Source organism: Arthrobacter sp. FW306-05-C, from assembly GCF_021801725.1.
GTDB lineage: Bacteria > Actinomycetota > Actinomycetes > Actinomycetales > Micrococcaceae > Arthrobacter.
Genome location: NZ_CP084556.1, coordinates 3,451,886 through 3,467,078, shown reverse-complemented (window position 1 = coordinate 3,467,078; position 15,193 = coordinate 3,451,886). Strand labels below are relative to the sequence as shown.

General features: G+C 67.3%; 14 protein-coding genes and 1 pseudogene. 11 read left to right on the top strand and 4 right to left on the bottom strand.

Features of this window, described 5'->3' with window-relative positions; genetic code table 11:
- Nucleotides 1-76 precede the first annotated feature (76 nt).
- A complete protein-coding gene (locus LFT44_RS16125; RefSeq protein ID WP_236799442.1) occupies nt 77-1,438 on the top strand; it encodes a phenylacetate--CoA ligase family protein in 1,362 nt (453 codons plus the stop codon).
- Nucleotides 1,439-1,494: 56 nt separating this feature from the next.
- Here the strand turns inward: LFT44_RS16125 and LFT44_RS16120 are convergent, their stop codons facing one another.
- Both LFT44_RS16120 and LFT44_RS16115 read right to left on the bottom strand, forming a co-directional pair.
- Nucleotides 1,495-1,719 carry a hypothetical protein gene (locus LFT44_RS16120; RefSeq protein ID WP_236799441.1) on the bottom strand — a complete coding sequence of 75 codons (225 nt, stop codon included), beginning with the start codon at nt 1,717-1,719 and terminating at the stop codon, nt 1,495-1,497.
- Complete coding sequence (locus LFT44_RS16115; RefSeq protein ID WP_236799440.1) at nt 1,719-1,976, bottom strand: hypothetical protein; 258 nt, start codon at nt 1,974-1,976, stop codon at nt 1,719-1,721. The genes LFT44_RS16120 and LFT44_RS16115 overlap by 1 nt, the downstream gene beginning before the upstream one ends.
- Before the next feature lie 323 nt (nt 1,977-2,299).
- On the opposite strand from LFT44_RS16115, the gene LFT44_RS16110 reads away from it, so the two are divergent.
- From LFT44_RS16110 to LFT44_RS16100, 4 genes are all read left to right on the top strand, one after another.
- Nucleotides 2,300-2,638 carry a hypothetical protein gene (locus tag LFT44_RS16110; protein ID WP_236799439.1) on the top strand — a complete coding sequence of 113 codons (339 nt, stop codon included), beginning with the start codon at nt 2,300-2,302 and terminating at the stop codon, nt 2,636-2,638.
- A 20-nt stretch (nt 2,639-2,658) separates the two neighbouring features.
- Nucleotides 2,659-2,793 carry a hypothetical protein gene (locus LFT44_RS22000; RefSeq protein WP_272910862.1) on the top strand — a complete coding sequence of 45 codons (135 nt, stop codon included), beginning with the start codon at nt 2,659-2,661 and terminating at the stop codon, nt 2,791-2,793.
- Between the two features lie 80 nt (nt 2,794-2,873).
- Nucleotides 2,874-4,019, top strand: coding sequence for a carboxylate-amine ligase (locus tag LFT44_RS16105; RefSeq protein ID WP_236799438.1), 1,146 nt, complete (start codon nt 2,874-2,876; stop codon nt 4,017-4,019).
- Nucleotides 4,020-4,148: 129 nt separating this feature from the next.
- Nucleotides 4,149-5,654: an FAD-binding oxidoreductase gene (locus LFT44_RS16100; RefSeq protein ID WP_236799437.1), complete on the top strand. Its 1,506-nt coding sequence runs from the start codon at nt 4,149-4,151 to the stop codon at nt 5,652-5,654.
- 44 nt (nt 5,655-5,698) lie between these two features.
- On the opposite strand, the gene LFT44_RS16095 is transcribed toward LFT44_RS16100, so the two are convergent.
- Together LFT44_RS16095 and LFT44_RS16090 are read right to left on the bottom strand one after the other, a co-directional pair.
- A complete protein-coding gene (locus LFT44_RS16095) occupies nt 5,699-7,402 on the bottom strand; it encodes an alkaline phosphatase family protein (RefSeq protein WP_236799436.1) in 1,704 nt (567 codons plus the stop codon).
- 2 nt (nt 7,403-7,404) lie between these two features.
- A complete protein-coding gene (locus LFT44_RS16090; RefSeq protein ID WP_236799435.1) occupies nt 7,405-8,571 on the bottom strand; it encodes an alkaline phosphatase family protein in 1,167 nt (388 codons plus the stop codon).
- 307 nt (nt 8,572-8,878) lie between these two features.
- On the opposite strand from LFT44_RS16090, the gene LFT44_RS16085 reads away from it, so the two are divergent.
- The 6 genes and pseudogenes from LFT44_RS16085 (at nt 8,879) to pdhA (ending at nt 15,190) form a co-directional block, all read left to right on the top strand.
- Nucleotides 8,879-9,235 (top strand): SPW repeat domain-containing protein, encoded by a 357-nt coding sequence (locus LFT44_RS16085; protein WP_236799434.1) that lies wholly within the window; start codon nt 8,879-8,881, stop codon nt 9,233-9,235.
- A 15-nt stretch (nt 9,236-9,250) separates the two neighbouring features.
- Entirely contained in the window at nt 9,251-9,598 is a 348-nt protein-coding gene (locus tag LFT44_RS16080) for a CU044_2847 family protein (protein ID WP_236799433.1), read from the top strand.
- A gap of 5 nt (nt 9,599-9,603) precedes the next feature.
- Nucleotides 9,604-10,950, top strand: a complete 1,347-nt coding sequence (locus LFT44_RS16075; RefSeq protein ID WP_236802923.1) for a phosphoribosyltransferase — start codon at nt 9,604-9,606, stop codon at nt 10,948-10,950.
- Nucleotides 10,940-12,271 carry an erythromycin esterase family protein gene (locus tag LFT44_RS16070; protein WP_236799432.1) on the top strand — a complete coding sequence of 444 codons (1,332 nt, stop codon included), beginning with the start codon at nt 10,940-10,942 and terminating at the stop codon, nt 12,269-12,271. The genes LFT44_RS16075 and LFT44_RS16070 overlap by 11 nt, the downstream gene beginning before the upstream one ends.
- An 18-nt stretch (nt 12,272-12,289) precedes the next feature.
- Nucleotides 12,290-14,125 carry an acetate--CoA ligase gene (gene acsA, locus LFT44_RS16065; RefSeq protein WP_236799431.1) on the top strand — a complete coding sequence of 612 codons (1,836 nt, stop codon included), beginning with the start codon at nt 12,290-12,292 and terminating at the stop codon, nt 14,123-14,125.
- A gap of 19 nt (nt 14,126-14,144) precedes the next feature.
- Nucleotides 14,145-15,190, top strand: a pseudogene (gene pdhA / locus LFT44_RS16060) (pyruvate dehydrogenase (acetyl-transferring) E1 component subunit alpha).
- The last annotated feature ends 3 nt before the right edge of the window (nt 15,191-15,193 follow it).

The window sequence follows — 15,193 nt, the reverse complement described above, 5'->3', positions numbered from 1 at the left end:
AGCAACCGGCTTTCGGCCCTAGCGGTGCCTCTCCGGCGGGAGGAGGCTGGAGGGCGTCCCGTATGAAGGATCTGCCATGGACGTCCGCCTCCTCTCCCAAGTGCTCTCGCTGCGTGCAGCGTGGCGGCGAAGGGACCGGTGGGATGCCGCGCGCATCGCTGACCACCAGGAACGGGCCCTGCAACGGCTGCGCGAAGCCACCTATGCGGGCTCGGAATTCTACCGGCGCCATCACGCGGGGCTGCACGAGGCTCCCTTGCAGGAACTGCCGCCCGTGAGGAAAGCGGATCTGATGGAGCACTTCGATGAAGCCATCACCACCCCGGACCTGAACCTCGCCGATGTGCAGGACCATTTGCAGGAGCTCGCAGAAGGCGGAGGGGACCCCGGCCGACCATGGAGGGGCCGGTGGTGGGTTGCCGCGACCGCCGGAACGGCGGGCGGCCCGGGGATCTTCGCCTGGAACCGGTTTGAATGGGCAGCTGTGCTGGCGTCCTATGCCCGAGCGTATGACTGGGCCGGCATCTCAGCCGGGAGCCGGGGAAAGCCGGTGAAGACAGCGCTGGTCAGCTCCCGCGTCCCCACCCACCAGTCCGCAGCCGTCGCAGCGTCCCTGGCCTCCCGGTTTGTACCAACGCTCCGGCTCGATGTCACTGCGCCACTGGACGGAATCACGGCCGCCCTGAACGGGTTCCAGCCGAAGGTGCTGGTGGGTTATGCCTCCGCCCTCAAGCCGCTGGCTGCCGAACAGTCCGCCGGGCGGCTGCATATTGCACCCGCCGGCGTCATGTCTGCCTCCGAGGTCCTGACCAGACAGGCTGCCTTGGAGATGGAGGCAGCCTGGGGGACTGCCCCGATTGACGTCTATGCAACTACCGAAACAGCGGGTATCGCTTCGGGCTGCCCCTACCGGAACAGCCACCTCTACGAGGACCTGGTGATCCTCGAGCCTGTTGACCAGGCCGGAGCACCGGTCCCGGCGGGAACGACAGGGGCCAGAGTGTTGGTTACCGTCCTGTTTTCCCGCACCCTGCCCCTGATCCGCTACGAGATGTCCGACAGCGTCAGGGTCGGCGGGCGTGGCTGCCCCTGCGGGCGATCCTTCAGCCTCCTTGAGGAAGTGGAGGGGCGCCTCGAAGATGTCCTGGAGCTTTCGGGAAGGGAAGGTCCCGTCAGGCTCCATCCGATCGTGTTCCATCATGTGCTGGATGAGGTGGCAATGGGCTGGCAAGTGATCCAGGAACCCGCGCGGCTGCGCGTCCTTGTGGCCGGAATCGCGCCAGGACAAAATCCGGAGGGAATCCGTGCGGCCGTGGCGGGGGCGCTTGATGCCGCGGGCGTGCCGGCACTCCCGGTGGTCGTGCAGCCGGTTGACCGGATCGAGCGCACCGCCTTGGGTAAAGCTCCCTTTGTCCGGGCGCTGCGCAGTTCACGCTGACCCGCAATCCATGGCAGGCGCGGGCAGACGTGCGGTGCGGCAGCGCTTGAATCCGCTCAGGCCGGTTCAGCAGCGTCCTGGTCCGGTATCTCGATCTGGAATCCGCAGGCGCAGCGCAGCACCCTGGTGGCCAGGTACACGCCAAGGGCTTCCGGCAACTGGCCATAGGTGCCGTGGATGCTGCGCATTTCGGCTCCGCTGGCGGCCATGACCTGTCCGCAGTGGACGTAGTGGCCGCCCCGGACCAGGACGTCCGGAGTACGCCGGCTTTCGGTGGCCATCAGGCGACGGCGGGGTAGCTGCTGAGGATGTAGACCGCCGCGGCGGGGCCCGTCATGCGCAGCCGGCAGTTCCGGACATCCACGCCGCAGCGCAGCATTCCCGCGCGGAAGGCCTGGTCCGGCTTCGGCGTCAGGCCGTGCAGCGCTGCCCAGCTGACGTAAAGGCCGTAGAGGCAGTCGGGACCAAGGGGGTGGTCCCTGGAAGGGTCGGAGATAGTTGCTTCGTCGAGGAATAGCTGGAACTGCGAGGACGCCATTGCGTGTCTCTTCCGCTGCTGCTTAATTGCCGCCGTTGGACTACAGCAGCTGCTCTGGCCGGCCTTTGCAAAAGATCCGGGGAGGACGGGGCATGATCCCAGTCACAGGTACTAATCTACGCGGGGGTAGGGCGGAAGTACAGCCGGAGCAATTGCGGCTGCGCAACCGCACCCCTTCCCACGGATTGATAAGGCTGCTTATCATATTGTTCCCTTCCGACGGCGGCCGCGGCACCGGGGATGAAATGGTGCAGAGGTTGCCGGGGAAGATTCGACTCATGCGTGCTCCGGAAGGGTAACCAAGAGATATGGAGAACAATGAGATGAACGATTCACCCCTGCACAAGGAATTGGCGCTGCCCGACTATGACCACCTGCCCGTCGGCACCCTTCCCACGCGCATTAACGGGCTGGACGAAGCGGACGTTGCCCAGCTGGTCACCTACGAGAAGGCACACGGAAACCGGCTCCCGATCCTGCAGATCCTGGAGAAGCGGTTGCAGGACCTGCAAAGCGGTGCAGAGCCGAGTGGCACCCGGAATCCGACCACTCCGGAGGTCCAAGGCAACGCAGGGACCCCGCAGCCGTCCTCCGTCCCCGGGCCCCCGGTGAACCCGCCGTCCCACGGCGATCCCACCAACCCGGCACAGCCCCGCAAATGACCTGCGGAACGGGCACGAGCATGCAGGACAACCTGGGCGCCGGCGGCACTGAGAGGCATAGCGGCGCCGCGGACCTGCTCCGCTCGGCCAACTGGGTGGCCGGCGAATTCCGCGACGTGGGCTTCCCCATGGCGGAGGTGCTGCGCCAGCTTTGACGTCCTGATGGACGGGGCAGTCACGCTGGCCTGCTTCTGGGAGGAACTTGCAAGGAAGCAAGGGATAGGGGACGACGACGATGGACACCTACGGCAATGACGGCACCGGCGGCGCCGGTGCAGGCAGGCGCACGTTCGGGATTGAAGAGGAGCTGCTGCTGGTGGACCCTGCCACCGGTGAAGCAGTGCCGCTGGCAAGCGCCCTCCTGGACCTGTACGTCCGGCCGCTGGAGGCCGGTGCCGGCCCCGTCCTGACCGCCGAATTCCAGCAGGAAATGATCGAGCTGGTCACCCCGCCGCACGCCACGCTGGCGAGCCTGGAGCGTGACATCATTGCCGGCCGCGCGATTGCCCACCAGGCAGCCGAGGATGTGGGCGTCAGGGTGGCGGCACTGGGCACTTCGCCGCTGCCGGCCGACCCCCATCCCGTGCAGCTGCGGAGGTTCCGCGCCATGACGGAAGAGTACGGGCTGACCGCCAGGGAACAGCTCACATGCGGATGTCATATCCACGTCTCGGTGGAGTCGCCCGAGGAAGCCGTGGCCGTGCTGGACCGGATGCGGAACTGGCTGCCGGTGCTCATCGCGCTCAGCGCCAACTCCCCGTTCTGGCATGGCCAGGACAGTGGCTACGCCAGTTACCGCTCGCAGGTGTGGAACCGCTGGCCCTCTGCCGGACCGCTGGAAATCCTGCGAACACCCGATGCCTACCACCAACTGGTGCATGACATGGTGAGCACCGGGGTGGCCCTTGATGAGGGCATGATCTACTTTGACGCCCGCCTCTCCCGGCACTATCCCACCGTGGAGATCCGCCTGGCCGATGTGTGCCTCCGGCCGGAGGACACGGTCCTGCTGGCTGGGATTGCCAGGGCCCTGGTGGAAACCGCGGCAAGGGAGTGGCGGGAAGGAATCGAACCGGTGGCTGTCCCGTCGGCGTTGCTCCGCCTGGCTGCCTGGAAGGCGAGCCGCTGGGGCCTCCTCGGTGAGCTGCTGGATCCGCAGACGCACCGCCCGGCGCCCGCCCTCGCCGTCGTGAATTCGCTGCTGAACCATGTCCGCGGGGCGCTGGAGGACATGGGGGACCTGCAGCGGGTGGAGGACCTGGTGGACCGGCTGCTCGCCCGCGGCACCGGTGCGGTGCGGCAGATAGAGGTGCTGCACCGCACCGGGGACATGGAACGGGTGGTGGAGGACGCGGCCAACTGCACCGTTTCGGCCCCTTAGCTGTACTAACGAGGCACCCTTGACCCCCTGCTGTCCCCGGCGTATACCGAGAGAATCATCATGCTGGCCCCCGCTGGGCCTTGTATGGAGCCAGCTGCCCTGGTCTTGGAAGAAACAAATGGAGTTGTGATGGGTAGCGATCGTTTCGACGTGCTCCGCGAACAGGTCCGCGGGCAGGTTATCGAAGAAGACGACGCCGAGTACGAGGCCGCGCGCCTCGTGTTCAACGGAATGATCAACCGCCGGCCCGCCGCAGTCCTGCGGGTATCGCAGGTTGCGGATGTTTTGGCGGCCGTCCGCTTCGCCCGGGGCCTTGGCATTGATGTTGCGGTGCGCGCCGGCGGGCACAGCGCACCCGGCTTTGGAACGGTCGACGGCGGCTTGGTCCTGGATCTCTCGGCGCTCCGGGGAGTTCGGGTTGACCCAGCAGCAAGATTGGCCCGGGTGGAGCCGGGCGCCACCTGGGCCGACTACAACCATGCGACGCATGCATTCGGCCTGGCGAGCACGGGCGGCATCGTCGGCACGACCGGCGTCGCAGGCCTTACCCTCGGCGGGGGGATCGGATACCTTGCCCGTAAGTACGGACTGGCGTGCGACAATCTCGTTTCTGCTGATGTGGTCCTTTCCGACGGCACCTTCGTCACTGCGAGCGAGGCAGAAAACGTCGACCTCTTTTGGGCGCTCCGCGGCGGAGGCGGCAACTTCGGCGTGGTCACGTCTATGGAGTTCCGGCTGCACCCTGTCGACATGGTCCATATCGGGATCATCTTCTTCGATGCCTCTATCGGCACCCAAGTCGGCGCCGCCTACCGCGAGTGGCTTGCCGCCGAACCCGAAGAAATGGGCGCCTTCCTTGGATTCCATCTGGGTCCCCCGGCGCCTTTCCTGCCTGAGGAGTGGCACGGGAAGCCCGTGGCCGTGATTGCGGGCATGTGGACAGGGGACCTTGACGCGGGGCCGGCGAACTGGCAGGCCATGCTGGACGCCGGACCAGTGCTGGGAAGCTTTTTTGCACCGATGCCCTACCCCGCGCTCAACATCATGTTCGACGGGCTCAACATCCCTGGGCTGCAGGGCTACTGGAAGGCCGATTTCCTTCGTTCCCTCAGCGATGACGTGCTCCGCGTTGCCGTCGAACATGCCTCGGGGATCCCCAGCGTGCACTCGGCCAATCACTTCTACCCGATTGACGGGGCCGTCCACCGCGTCGCGCCGGAGGCAACGGCGTTTGCTTACCGCGACGTGAATTTCGCCCCTGTCATCGCCGGGCAATGGCCTGAGCCCGCTGAGAACGAAAAGAACATTGCCTGGGTCAGGAAGTACTGGGCCGCATTGCATGAATTTTCGGAACCCGGCGGCTACATCAACTTCCAGGATGCCGACGACCAATCCAGGATTGAGGACACCTTGGGGTCGAACTACGCGCGGCTTGCCGAACTCAAGGCCAAGTACGACCCCGACAACTTCTTCCACGTCAACCAAAACATCAAGCCAGCCACCGCAGGGTCCGCCACGGCGGCCGTGCCGGTGCGGCAGCCTGCCGTGCTGCAGGCCGAAGCAGTTCCGGAGGAAGCACGGCATGCGGATGCTGCGCCACCCAAGGCAAATCCAGCCGAGGGTGCGGCAATGTAGCCACGACGGCAGGGCACGAGGTTTTGGCCAAGCCGGAAAGGTGGTCAGTAAGTCGTCGCGTTGGGCAGGATCAGTGGCGGCAGCGGTGCCTGGTCGAAGTCGAAGGCCTTGGCCAGGTCGCCCAATTGCGGGTTGTTCTCGCGCACGTCGGGCCTCGGGTCCGGCCGTCCGTCGGTGGCGGGATCGATGCGCTCGCCGCCCAGGAAATCGTCCTCGATGAACTTGAAGTAGGCATCCTGGCTGAGCACCTGGTGGTCAATGTAGCCCTTCTTCGCATAGGGGCTGATCACCAGGCCCGGGACGCGCAGGCCGTAGCCGTTGTCGTCCACTACCGGCGGCTGCAGGTGGTCGTAGAACCCTCCCCAGTCGTCCCAGTTGAGGAAGATTGCCGTGCTGTCCCAGTCCGGCCCGCTCATGACAGCGTTGATCAGTCCTGCCACGTACGCCTGCCCGGTGCTGATTTTGGCCGGGGCGTGCTCGCTGACTTTGTCCGTGGGCGCCACCCAGGTGACGGCGGGCAGGGTGCCTTGCTTCGCGGCGTCGTAGAAACCACTCAGCGGCTTGATGTTGCCCTGCTGGCCGTCCTCCTTCACCGTGTCGAAGTACAGCAGCGGGTTCCACAGGCCCGGGGTTTTGGCGTCCTGCTTGACGGGATCGCAGGTGGCGGCGTCGTTCCGGCAGTCGGGTTCAGTGCCGTTGAAGACGTAGTAGGCCCAGTCCACCTGGTGCTTGTGGAGCAGGAAGGTCAGGTCAGTCCAGGCGTAGTCCGGCAGTTCCAGTTTTTTGGCGGCCTCGGTGAGCTTCTTCTTCAGGTCGTCGGCCACCGGCGCGGCGTCCACCGCAGCCTGGCAGACAGCGTAGGAATCGGTGGGCTTGCAGCTGGTGCCGATGATCTGGTCGATCTGGGCGGCCAGGTCCGGGTTGATGCCCGCTGCCTCCAGCGCCTCCTTGCACGGGTCCAGGTCCATCCCGGCCTGGCACTTTCCGATCAGGGTGTCCTTGATGATCTGGGGCTCCGGTTCGGGATCCGGATTCTGCAGGGCGTTGACGCACGATGACGGATCTCCACTGACGGTGCACTTGGCCGACCATTCCGAGACCAGGTACAGGTGGGCCGGCAGGCTCCAGGAGGCGGCGGAGGCGAACAGGTGGTCCTGGAGCGTGAAGTTCTGCGCATAGGCCCAGTAGTTGGGCAGGTCCCGGCCGTCGTGGAAACCCATCACGTCCGTAGGCGCACTGGTGTTGTACACGCAGTTGGTGCTGCCGGCGCTGCAGCCCGACAGCCCTTTCTCCGCCTGCGCCACAAACCCGTCCATCGCCCCGCCGTTGATGTCCGCCGTGGCGTCCGTGTGACTGTGCGGGCCCCCTGCGTTGCTGTCCGCCGAGTTGTAGAAGGGCTTGGCGCAGCCGCCCTCCGCAGGGTCGGGGACGCAGACGCTGGGCTGGCCGTCCTTCATGGGGATCCCGTCGGCCCCGGGAAAGGTGCCGAAGTAGCTGTCAAAGGACCTGTTCTCCTGGGTGATGATCACCACGTGCTTGATCTTGGAGATTCCGGCAGCGGCGATGCCAGCGGGACCGGCCGCAGGAGCGGCGTTCGGTGACGGGTTCGCCGGCGCCGCTGCAGGGGAGCCCGTCTGTTGCGGGCCGGCACGGAACGCGATGGGAAGAACGACGGCGAGGATCACCAAGGCGACCACTGCGGCAGCCGCCAGTACCAGGCGGCGTCGTCCGTTATGCTCAGGCCACATCCTCAGGATTCCTTCCGGTAAACGTCGTCGCTGAAGACCCTCGCACCGGGATCTGCCGCCAGTCCCAGGCGGGGGAGGCGGAAGAAGTCCTCGATGCTGGCCAGCAGGCTGTAGTGGTTGTAGGCCCGGTCCGATGAGGTCCCCGCCTCGCTGAACGGGGACAGGACCAGCGCGCCCACCTTGCCGCCCGCCGTGCCGCCGGCTGGTACGGCACTGGCCGGTTCGGACGGCCCGGCGGCGTCGCCCTCGGCCTCATCGAAGGTGATCACCAGCATCCCGTCCTGCTTGTACGCCGGGGAGGACAGGATGGCCGGCACCTGCTCCTTGAGCCAGCTGTCCGCCGCACGCAGGCCGCCGTCCGAGCCGTCGGCGCAGGTGCCGTCATGCCCGTCATGGCAGAGGTTGGGCGTGATGTAGGCAAGGTTCGGGGTGGTGTCCACGGACTGCAGGTCGTCCTTGAGGGCCGAGGAGTTCACCACGTTCCTTGCGCACTCCGGGGATGAGGTGATGGAGCGGAAGTACACAAAGGGGTTGTGGTGGGTGGAGTACTGCTCCTCCGGGGTGGCCTTGATGTGGTTGTCGGCCTCTTCCAGGACCGGGTGCTCGCACGGCTGCTGCATGTCCTCCATGTAGCCCTTCCAGGTTTTGCCCTGCGCCGCCAGTTGCCCTGCCAAGGTCTGGACGTTCTCCGGATAGACGCACCCGTCGCCCTGCAGCGTGCCGTCCGAATTGGTTCCAGTGGCGGTGAACCCGGTGTAGGTGTGGCAGTCCTTCTCGGTGCTGTCGTTGGGGGGTTGCCCGGAAATCTGGGCCAGGTAGTTGGGCAGTGAGTTGTGCGCTATGCCGTAGTAGTTCTGCAGCAGCACGCCCTTCTTCCGCAGTGTTCCGGACAGGTACGGGGCGGGGGAGTTGTCGCCCCAGACGCTGGCGTATCCCTTGTTTTCCAGGTTGATCACGAAGATGTGCTGGGGTGTGCCGGCGGCCTTTACGGCGTCGACAGCGTCTGCAGCGGAGCTTGGGTTTGCCGTGGGTGTTGCCGTTGCCGGTGAAGCGCTGGGCGAAGGCGTGGCAGCACCGGACGGCGTGGCTGTTTGCGGAGCCGGCGCGGGCGCGGGCGCCTGGCAGGCCACCACTCCGGACAGGAACAGTGCCAGAACGGGCAGCAGCATGGGAAAGGGGCGCCTCACCGCAGCGAAGGGAGGGAGTGGTCTTCGGTTCACGGGCAACCTCCACGGTCGGGTATTCACCTGCGCCCCAGCGCTGCGGTCACTCTTGCACACCGGGACCGCTATTTGCAGGGGCGATTGCTGTGAGTTGGCAGTGAATCGCGACGCAATGCAGGCGCTGTCCTGCCCTAGGTCTTTCTGCCCTACACCCCGAACAGCGCCAGGCGTTGACTTAAATCGCGGGAAACAAAGGCCCGCGGGACGGGAAACGCACAGGGCGCAGCCGTCCCAAAACAGAAAGGAAAGTTCAGTGAAGAAGTGGTATCGGTGGCAGGACTACGTAGCTGCTGCCGCCGGACTCTTTACCGCGGTGGCGGTCCTGTTCACGCGGCAGCAAAACATGTCCACCACCCTCATGCTCGTCTTCGGCGGGCTCCTGGTGGTCAGCGGCATCATCAACCTGGCCATGCCGGGAACTCCGGCCATGGAATACGTGCAGGCCATCCTCGCAGCAGGACTGGTCCTCTCGCCATGGCTCGGAACATACACGGGCGCGACGGGGGCTGCCTGGACGTCATGGATCGCAGGGGCAGTGGCACTGGTGGTAACAGCGGTGGCCATCAAGCCCAGCACCGACGTCCGCCGGACCTACCGCGTCTCGCATTAGTAAAAGGAATCCGCCATGACCGAGGTGCTGCGGTACGAAGTGGGATCCGGGACCGTGCTTGTCGAGGCTGCTGATGACAGCTACGGCGTGGACCATCCCGCACGGAACGAGCAGGGAATCCTGGACACGGGCAGGCGACTGGAAGATGCACTCGCCAGCGTCCGCCCCGCCGCCCGCGCAGCACTGGAGGCCATGGCGGAACTAACTCCGGAAAAGATCGAAATCGAATTCGGCGTCAAGCTTGCGGGGGACGCAGGGGCCGTGATTGCCAAGAGCAGTTCCGACGCCCACTTTGTCCTCCGCATGTCCTGGGCCCCTGCCGCGGCAGCGGTGCCCGGGGAAGAAATCATGCATGGCGGGTGACAGCTATGGTTGCGTTTCATGACAGGTCCGACGCCGGGCGGCGGCTGGGCAAACGGCTTGCGGGCCTGCGAGGACGGGACGTGGTGGTGCTGGGCCTGCCGCGCGGCGGTGTCCCGGTGGCGTTCGAAGTAGCGAAGGCCCTCGAAGCGCCGCTGGACGTCATCGTGGTGCGGAAACTGGGGGTTCCGTTCCAGCCCGAGGTGGCCATGGGGGCCATCGGGGAGGGCGGAGTCCGCGTCCTGGATCCGCGCACCATGTCCCTGGCCCGGGTTTCGCAGGAGGACCTGCAGCAGGTGGAACGGCAGGAACGCGCACTGCTGGAAAGCAGGGTGGCGCGGTTCCGGCAGGGCCGCCCCCGCATCAACCTCGACGGCCGCACGGTGATCATCGTGGATGACGGCATCGCCACCGGTTCCACCGCCAGGGCCGCTTGCCAGGTGGCCCGGCACCTCGGCGCGGCGAAAGTGATCCTTGCCGTTCCTGTTGCCCCTGCCCGTGCCATCGTGGAGCTGAAGGAACCGGACGACGTCGTCTGCCTGCTCTCGCCCCAGGACTTCCAGGCCGTGGGCTACTACTACCACGACTTCTCGCCCACCGAAGATGGCGAGGTGGTGCAGTTGCTGGACGCCGCCGCCTCCCCGGCACGCCGCCGCGCCGAGGAAGGCGGGGACGGGAGCCTGGAGCAGGACGTGGAAATTCCCAACGGCCGGGTGGTGTTGAGGGGCAGCCTCTACCTGCCCGCCAGGTGCGACGGCACCGTCCTCTTTGCCCACGGCAGCGGCAGCAGCCGGCACAGTCCCCGCAACCGCTTCGTCGCCTCCGTGCTGCACGGGGCAGGCCTGGGCACCCTGCTGCTTGACCTGCTGACCCCGGAGGAGGAGGTCAACCGGGCGAACGTGTTCGACATCGCCCTGCTGGCACACCGCCTTTCCTCGGCAACCCATTGGCTGGAGGCACGGCACGACGGCTCGGCCGGCCGGATCGGCTACTTCGGGGCCAGCACCGGCGCGGGCGCCGCCCTGTGGGCCGCCGCAGAGCCCGGCGCCCAGGTTGAAGCCGTGGTGTCCCGTGGCGGACGTCCGGACCTGGCAGGCCCGCGGCTGGCCGCCGTGAAAGCGCCCACCCTCCTGATCGTCGGTGGCGCGGACACGCAGGTGCTGGCCCTCAACCGGCAGGCCATGGCCCAGATGCAGGCCCCCACCCGGCTGGAGGTTGTCCCGGGCGCCACCCATCTCTTCGAAGAGCCCGGCACCCTGGCCATGGCAGCCAGCCTTGCCGCGGACTGGTTCCGGCAGTACCTTCTGCCCGAGCCGGTGGGGCGGTCCAGGCCGGAGGCCAGGGATGAACGCTGACGGCCGCTGGGCTGAGCGGGGTGCGGAACGGGCGGCTGAAACGGGCCAGATCCGCCGCCTCGCCCACCCCCTGGCCACGGCGGACCACCTCGAACCCCTGGTCCGCCTCGCTGCCCCCGCCCGGTTCGTGTGCCTTGGCGAGGCATCGCACGGCACCCGGGAGTATTACCACTGGCGGGCGCTGCTCAGCCGCCGGCTCATCGAAGAGTACGGCTTCACGTGGATCGGGGTGGAAGGGGACTGGCCGGACTGCTGGCGGATCAACCGCTGGGTCCGGGGCGAGGCCGGCCAGGACATGGATGCCCGTCGGCTGCTGGCGGGCTTTGAACGCTGGCCCACCTGGATGTGGGCCAACCAGGAGGTGGCGGAGTTCCTCACCTGGCTGCGCGACCGGAACCTGGACCTCCCCGCGCACCAGCGCACCGGCTTCTACGGCCTGGATGTCTACTCCCTGTGGGATTCGCTGCGGGAGATTTTCTCCTGGCTCGAGGCCAACGCCGAGGACGCCCTCCCGGCAGCCATGCAGGCCTGGCACTGCTTCGTTCCGTACCGCGAGGACCCCCAGCGGTATGCCTTGAGCAGCCGGCTGGTGCCACAGTCCTGCGAGGCGGACGTGGTGGCGCTGCTGGCGGAGGTCCGGCGGCGGACGCTGGGCCGGTTGCAGGATGATCCGGCGGCCTTCGACGCAGTCCAGAACGCCATCGTGGCCACCAACGCTGAGCGCTACTACCGCACCATGGTGCGCGGCGACCAGCAGTCCTGGAACATCCGGGACCACCACATGAGCGACACCATCGACCGGATCGCGCGCCACCACGGACCGGACTCCAAGGGACTGGTGTGGGCGCACAACACGCACGTGGGCGATGCCCGGGCAACGGACATGGCGCATGACGGCATGGTCAACATCGGGCAGCTGGTCCGGCAGCGGCACCCCGGAGAGGTGGTGCTGGCGGGGTTCGCGTCCTACGCCGGCTCAGTCACCGCAGCGGAGTCATGGGGCTCGCCGGAGTGGGTAATGGATGTGCCTGCCGCCGTACACGGGAGCCACGAGGACCTCCTCAACGAGGCACTGGGCGAGCCGTCCGTCCTGGTGTTCGGTGCCGACAGAACCGGGCCCTGGCTCACCTCCTGGCGCGGCCACCGGGCCATCGGGGTGGTGTACAACCCGCACCGGGAGCGGGGCAACTACGTCCCCACGCGGATGGGGGAACGCTACGACGCCCTGTTCTGGCATCCCCGGACCGAGGCGCTGCGGCCGCTGCACCACGAGTACCAGCCCGGCGAACCCGAGTTCGAGACCGAGCCCTCCGGGTTCTAGGCATGAGGGAGGACCACAATGACCACCGGAGTTGAAGGGTCCACGCGCTGGCCAGCCATCACCAAGGACGTGGCCGCGCTCCCGGTCCAGCCCAACATGCTGGATTACGACGCCGCCCGGCGGGATTTCACCTGGGACCAGGCGCGGCGGGCGCTGGCCGGGCTGCCCGGCGGCCGGGGGCTGAACATCGCCTACGAGGCCGTGGACCGCCACGTGGCGGAGGGCCGCGGCGGCAGGGAGGCCCTGCGTTTCGTCAAGGCCGACGGCGGCACCCGGTCCCTGAGCTATGCCCACCTTTCGGAGCGGTCCGGGAGGTTCGCGGCAGTACTGCAGGGCCTGGGCGTGGGGCGCGGCGAGCGGGTCTTTTCGCTGCTGGGGCGCAGCCCGGACCTGTATGTCGCGGTCCTTGGCACCTTCAAGAACGGCAGCGTCTTCTGCCCGCTCTTTTCCGCCTTTGGCCCCGAGCCTGTGCGGCAGCGGCTGCACCTGGGCACCGGCAGGGTGCTGGTGACAACCAGGGCGCTGTACCGCAAGAAGATAGCTCCGGTGCGGGACGCCCTGCCCGAACTCCGCCACGTCCTGCTGGTAGACACGGACAGTCGGTCTGAACCGGGAACCCTGGACCTGGCCGCACTCCTGGCCCAGGTCGACCCTGTCGAGGAGATCGCTGACACCCAGCCGGGGGACATGGCACTGCTGCACTTCACCAGCGGCACCACGGGCACACCGAAGGGCGCCATCCACGTCCACGACGCCGTCGCAGCCCACTACGCCACCGGCCGCTTCGCCCTGGACCTGCACCCGGACGACATCTACTGGTGTACCGCGGATCCGGGCTGGGTGACCGGCATGTCCTACGGCATCATTGCGCCGCTGGTGCATGGAGTCACCGCCGTTGTGGACGAGGAGGAACTGGACGCGGACCGCTGGTACCGGATCCTCGCGGAGCAGCACGTCACGGTCTGGTACACCGCGCCTACGGCCCTGCGGATGCTCATGAAGGCGGGCGGCGAAAGGGCTGCCGGGCATGACCTCTCCGCGCTGCGCTTCATCGCCAGCGTGGGGGAGCCGCTGAACCCGGAGGCGGTGGTGTGGGGCCAGGACGTGCTTGGCCTGCCCGTGCACGACAACTGGTGGCAGACCGAGACCGGCGGGATCATGATCGCCAACTACCCCGCCATGGACATCCGTCCCGGCTCCATGGGCCGGCCGCTGCCCGGCATCGAGGCCGCCCTGGTGGCCAGGGACGCCGACGGCAAACCCATCATCAGGGACGGCCAGGCTGTCCTGATCACCGGACCGGACACCATGGGGGAGCTGGCGCTGCGGCCCGGCTGGCCCTCGATGTTCCGCGGCTACCTCAATGAGGAGGAGCGGTACCGGCGCTGCTTCGCCGGCGGCTGGTACCTCACGGGAGACCTGGCAAAGCGCGACGGCGACGGCTACTACTGGTTCGTTGGCCGCGGCGACGACGTGATCAAATCCTCCGGCCACCTGATCGGCCCCTTCGAAGTGGAGAGCTGCCTCATGGAACACCCGGCCGTGGCCGAAGCGGGTGTGATCGGAGTGCCGGACCCGGTGGCCGGGGAAGTGGTGAAAGCCTTCGTGGAACTCAAGCCGGGCCACCAGCCCAGCGAGGAGCTGCAGCTGGACATCATCGGATTCGCGCGGAAACGGCTGGGTGCCGCCGTGGCGCCCAGGCTGCTGGACTTCACCGCCACCTTGCCCAAGACCCGCAGCGGAAAGATCCTCCGCCGGCTCCTCAAAGCCCGCGAACTGGGGCTGCCGGAAGGTGACACCTCGACGCTGGAATCCCCGGCGGGCCCGGCAGTGACACTGAAGGAACAGCAATGAGCACCCGCAAGGACCAGCCATGACCGCCCTCAAGAACCAGGGCGTCCCGGATGCGGGGCACGCACTGCACCTCCTGCGGCGGATGCTGCGGGTACGCCGGCTCGAGGAAAAATGCATCGAGCTGTACAGCGCGGCCAAGATCCGCGGCTTCATGTGTATATCGGCGAGGAAGCCGTGGCGGCCGGGGTGATGGAAGCCCTGGCGCCGGAGGACGCGGTGGTGGCCACGTACAGGGAGCATGGGCACGCCCTCCTGCGCGGCGTCTCGGCCGGCGCCATCCTCGCCGAAATGTACGGCCATGCCGAGGGCTGCTGCCGGGGCCGCGGCGGGTCGATGCACCTGTTCGACGCCGCCACCCGTTTCTACGGCGGAAACGCGATCGTGGCAGGCGGGCTGCCGCTCGCCGTCGGCCTGGCGCTCGCGGACCGGATGGCCGGGCGCCAGCAGGTGACCGTCTGCTTCTTCGGCGAGGGCGCCGTGGCCGAAGGCGAGTTCCACGAGAGCATGAACCTGGCCGCCCTGTGGCAGCTGCCGGTGCTGTTCTGCTGCGAAAACAACCTCTACGCCATGGGAACCGCGCTGGTCCGGTCCGAATCCCAGACCGACATCGCGCTCAAGGCCGCGGCGTACGAGATCCCGTCATGGGCCGTGGACGGCATGGATGTGCTCGCGGTGGAGGAAGCCGCGCGGCGCGCCGTGGACGCAGTGCGGTCCGGCGGCGGCCCGCACTTCCTGGAACTGCGAACCTACCGCTTCCGTGCCCACTCCATGTTCGATCCCGAGCTCTACCGGGAGAAGTCCGAGGTGGCGCAGTGGATGGAACGGGACCCCATCCGCCTGCTGCAGGGTGCCATGGAGGCCGCCGGACAGCTGCCGGAGGAGGAATGGGACGAGCTGCAGGCGGACGTGGACGCGGAGATCAGCACCGCCGTCGGATTCGCCGAGAACGGGACACCGGAACCGGTGTCCGAACTCGCCCGGTTCGTGTACAGCGACCGGGTGGAAGAAATCAACAGTGGGACGGACATCAGCAAGGGGCCAGGGAAAGGCGGGGCGGCAGGATGAAAA

Bases quoted from the DNA above. Each gene is read 5' to 3' on its own strand.
- LFT44_RS16125 (WP_236799442.1), top strand. From the start codon at position 77: ATGGACGTCCGCCTCCTCTCCCAAGTGCTCTCGCTGCGTGCAGCGTGG.
- LFT44_RS16120 (WP_236799441.1), bottom strand. From the start codon at position 1,719: ATGGCCACCGAAAGCCGGCGTACTCCGGACGTCCTGGTCCGGGGCGGC.
- LFT44_RS16115 (WP_236799440.1), bottom strand. From the start codon at position 1,976: ATGGCGTCCTCGCAGTTCCAGCTATTCCTCGACGAAGCAACTATCTCC.
- LFT44_RS16110 (WP_236799439.1), top strand. From the start codon at position 2,300: ATGAACGATTCACCCCTGCACAAGGAATTGGCGCTGCCCGACTATGAC.
- LFT44_RS22000 (WP_272910862.1), top strand. From the start codon at position 2,659: ATGCAGGACAACCTGGGCGCCGGCGGCACTGAGAGGCATAGCGGCGCC.
- LFT44_RS16105 (WP_236799438.1), top strand. From the start codon at position 2,874: ATGGACACCTACGGCAATGACGGCACCGGCGGCGCCGGTGCAGGCAGG.
- LFT44_RS16100 (WP_236799437.1), top strand. From the start codon at position 4,149: ATGGGTAGCGATCGTTTCGACGTGCTCCGCGAACAGGTCCGCGGGCAG.
- LFT44_RS16095 (WP_236799436.1), bottom strand. From the start codon at position 7,402: ATGTGGCCTGAGCATAACGGACGACGCCGCCTGGTACTGGCGGCTGCC.
- LFT44_RS16090 (WP_236799435.1), bottom strand. From the start codon at position 8,571: ATGCTGCTGCCCGTTCTGGCACTGTTCCTGTCCGGAGTGGTGGCCTGC.
- LFT44_RS16080 (WP_236799433.1), top strand. From the start codon at position 9,251: ATGACCGAGGTGCTGCGGTACGAAGTGGGATCCGGGACCGTGCTTGTC.
- LFT44_RS16075 (WP_236802923.1), top strand. From the start codon at position 9,604: ATGGTTGCGTTTCATGACAGGTCCGACGCCGGGCGGCGGCTGGGCAAA.
- LFT44_RS16070 (WP_236799432.1), top strand. From the start codon at position 10,940: ATGAACGCTGACGGCCGCTGGGCTGAGCGGGGTGCGGAACGGGCGGCT.
- acsA (WP_236799431.1), top strand. From the start codon at position 12,290: ATGACCACCGGAGTTGAAGGGTCCACGCGCTGGCCAGCCATCACCAAG.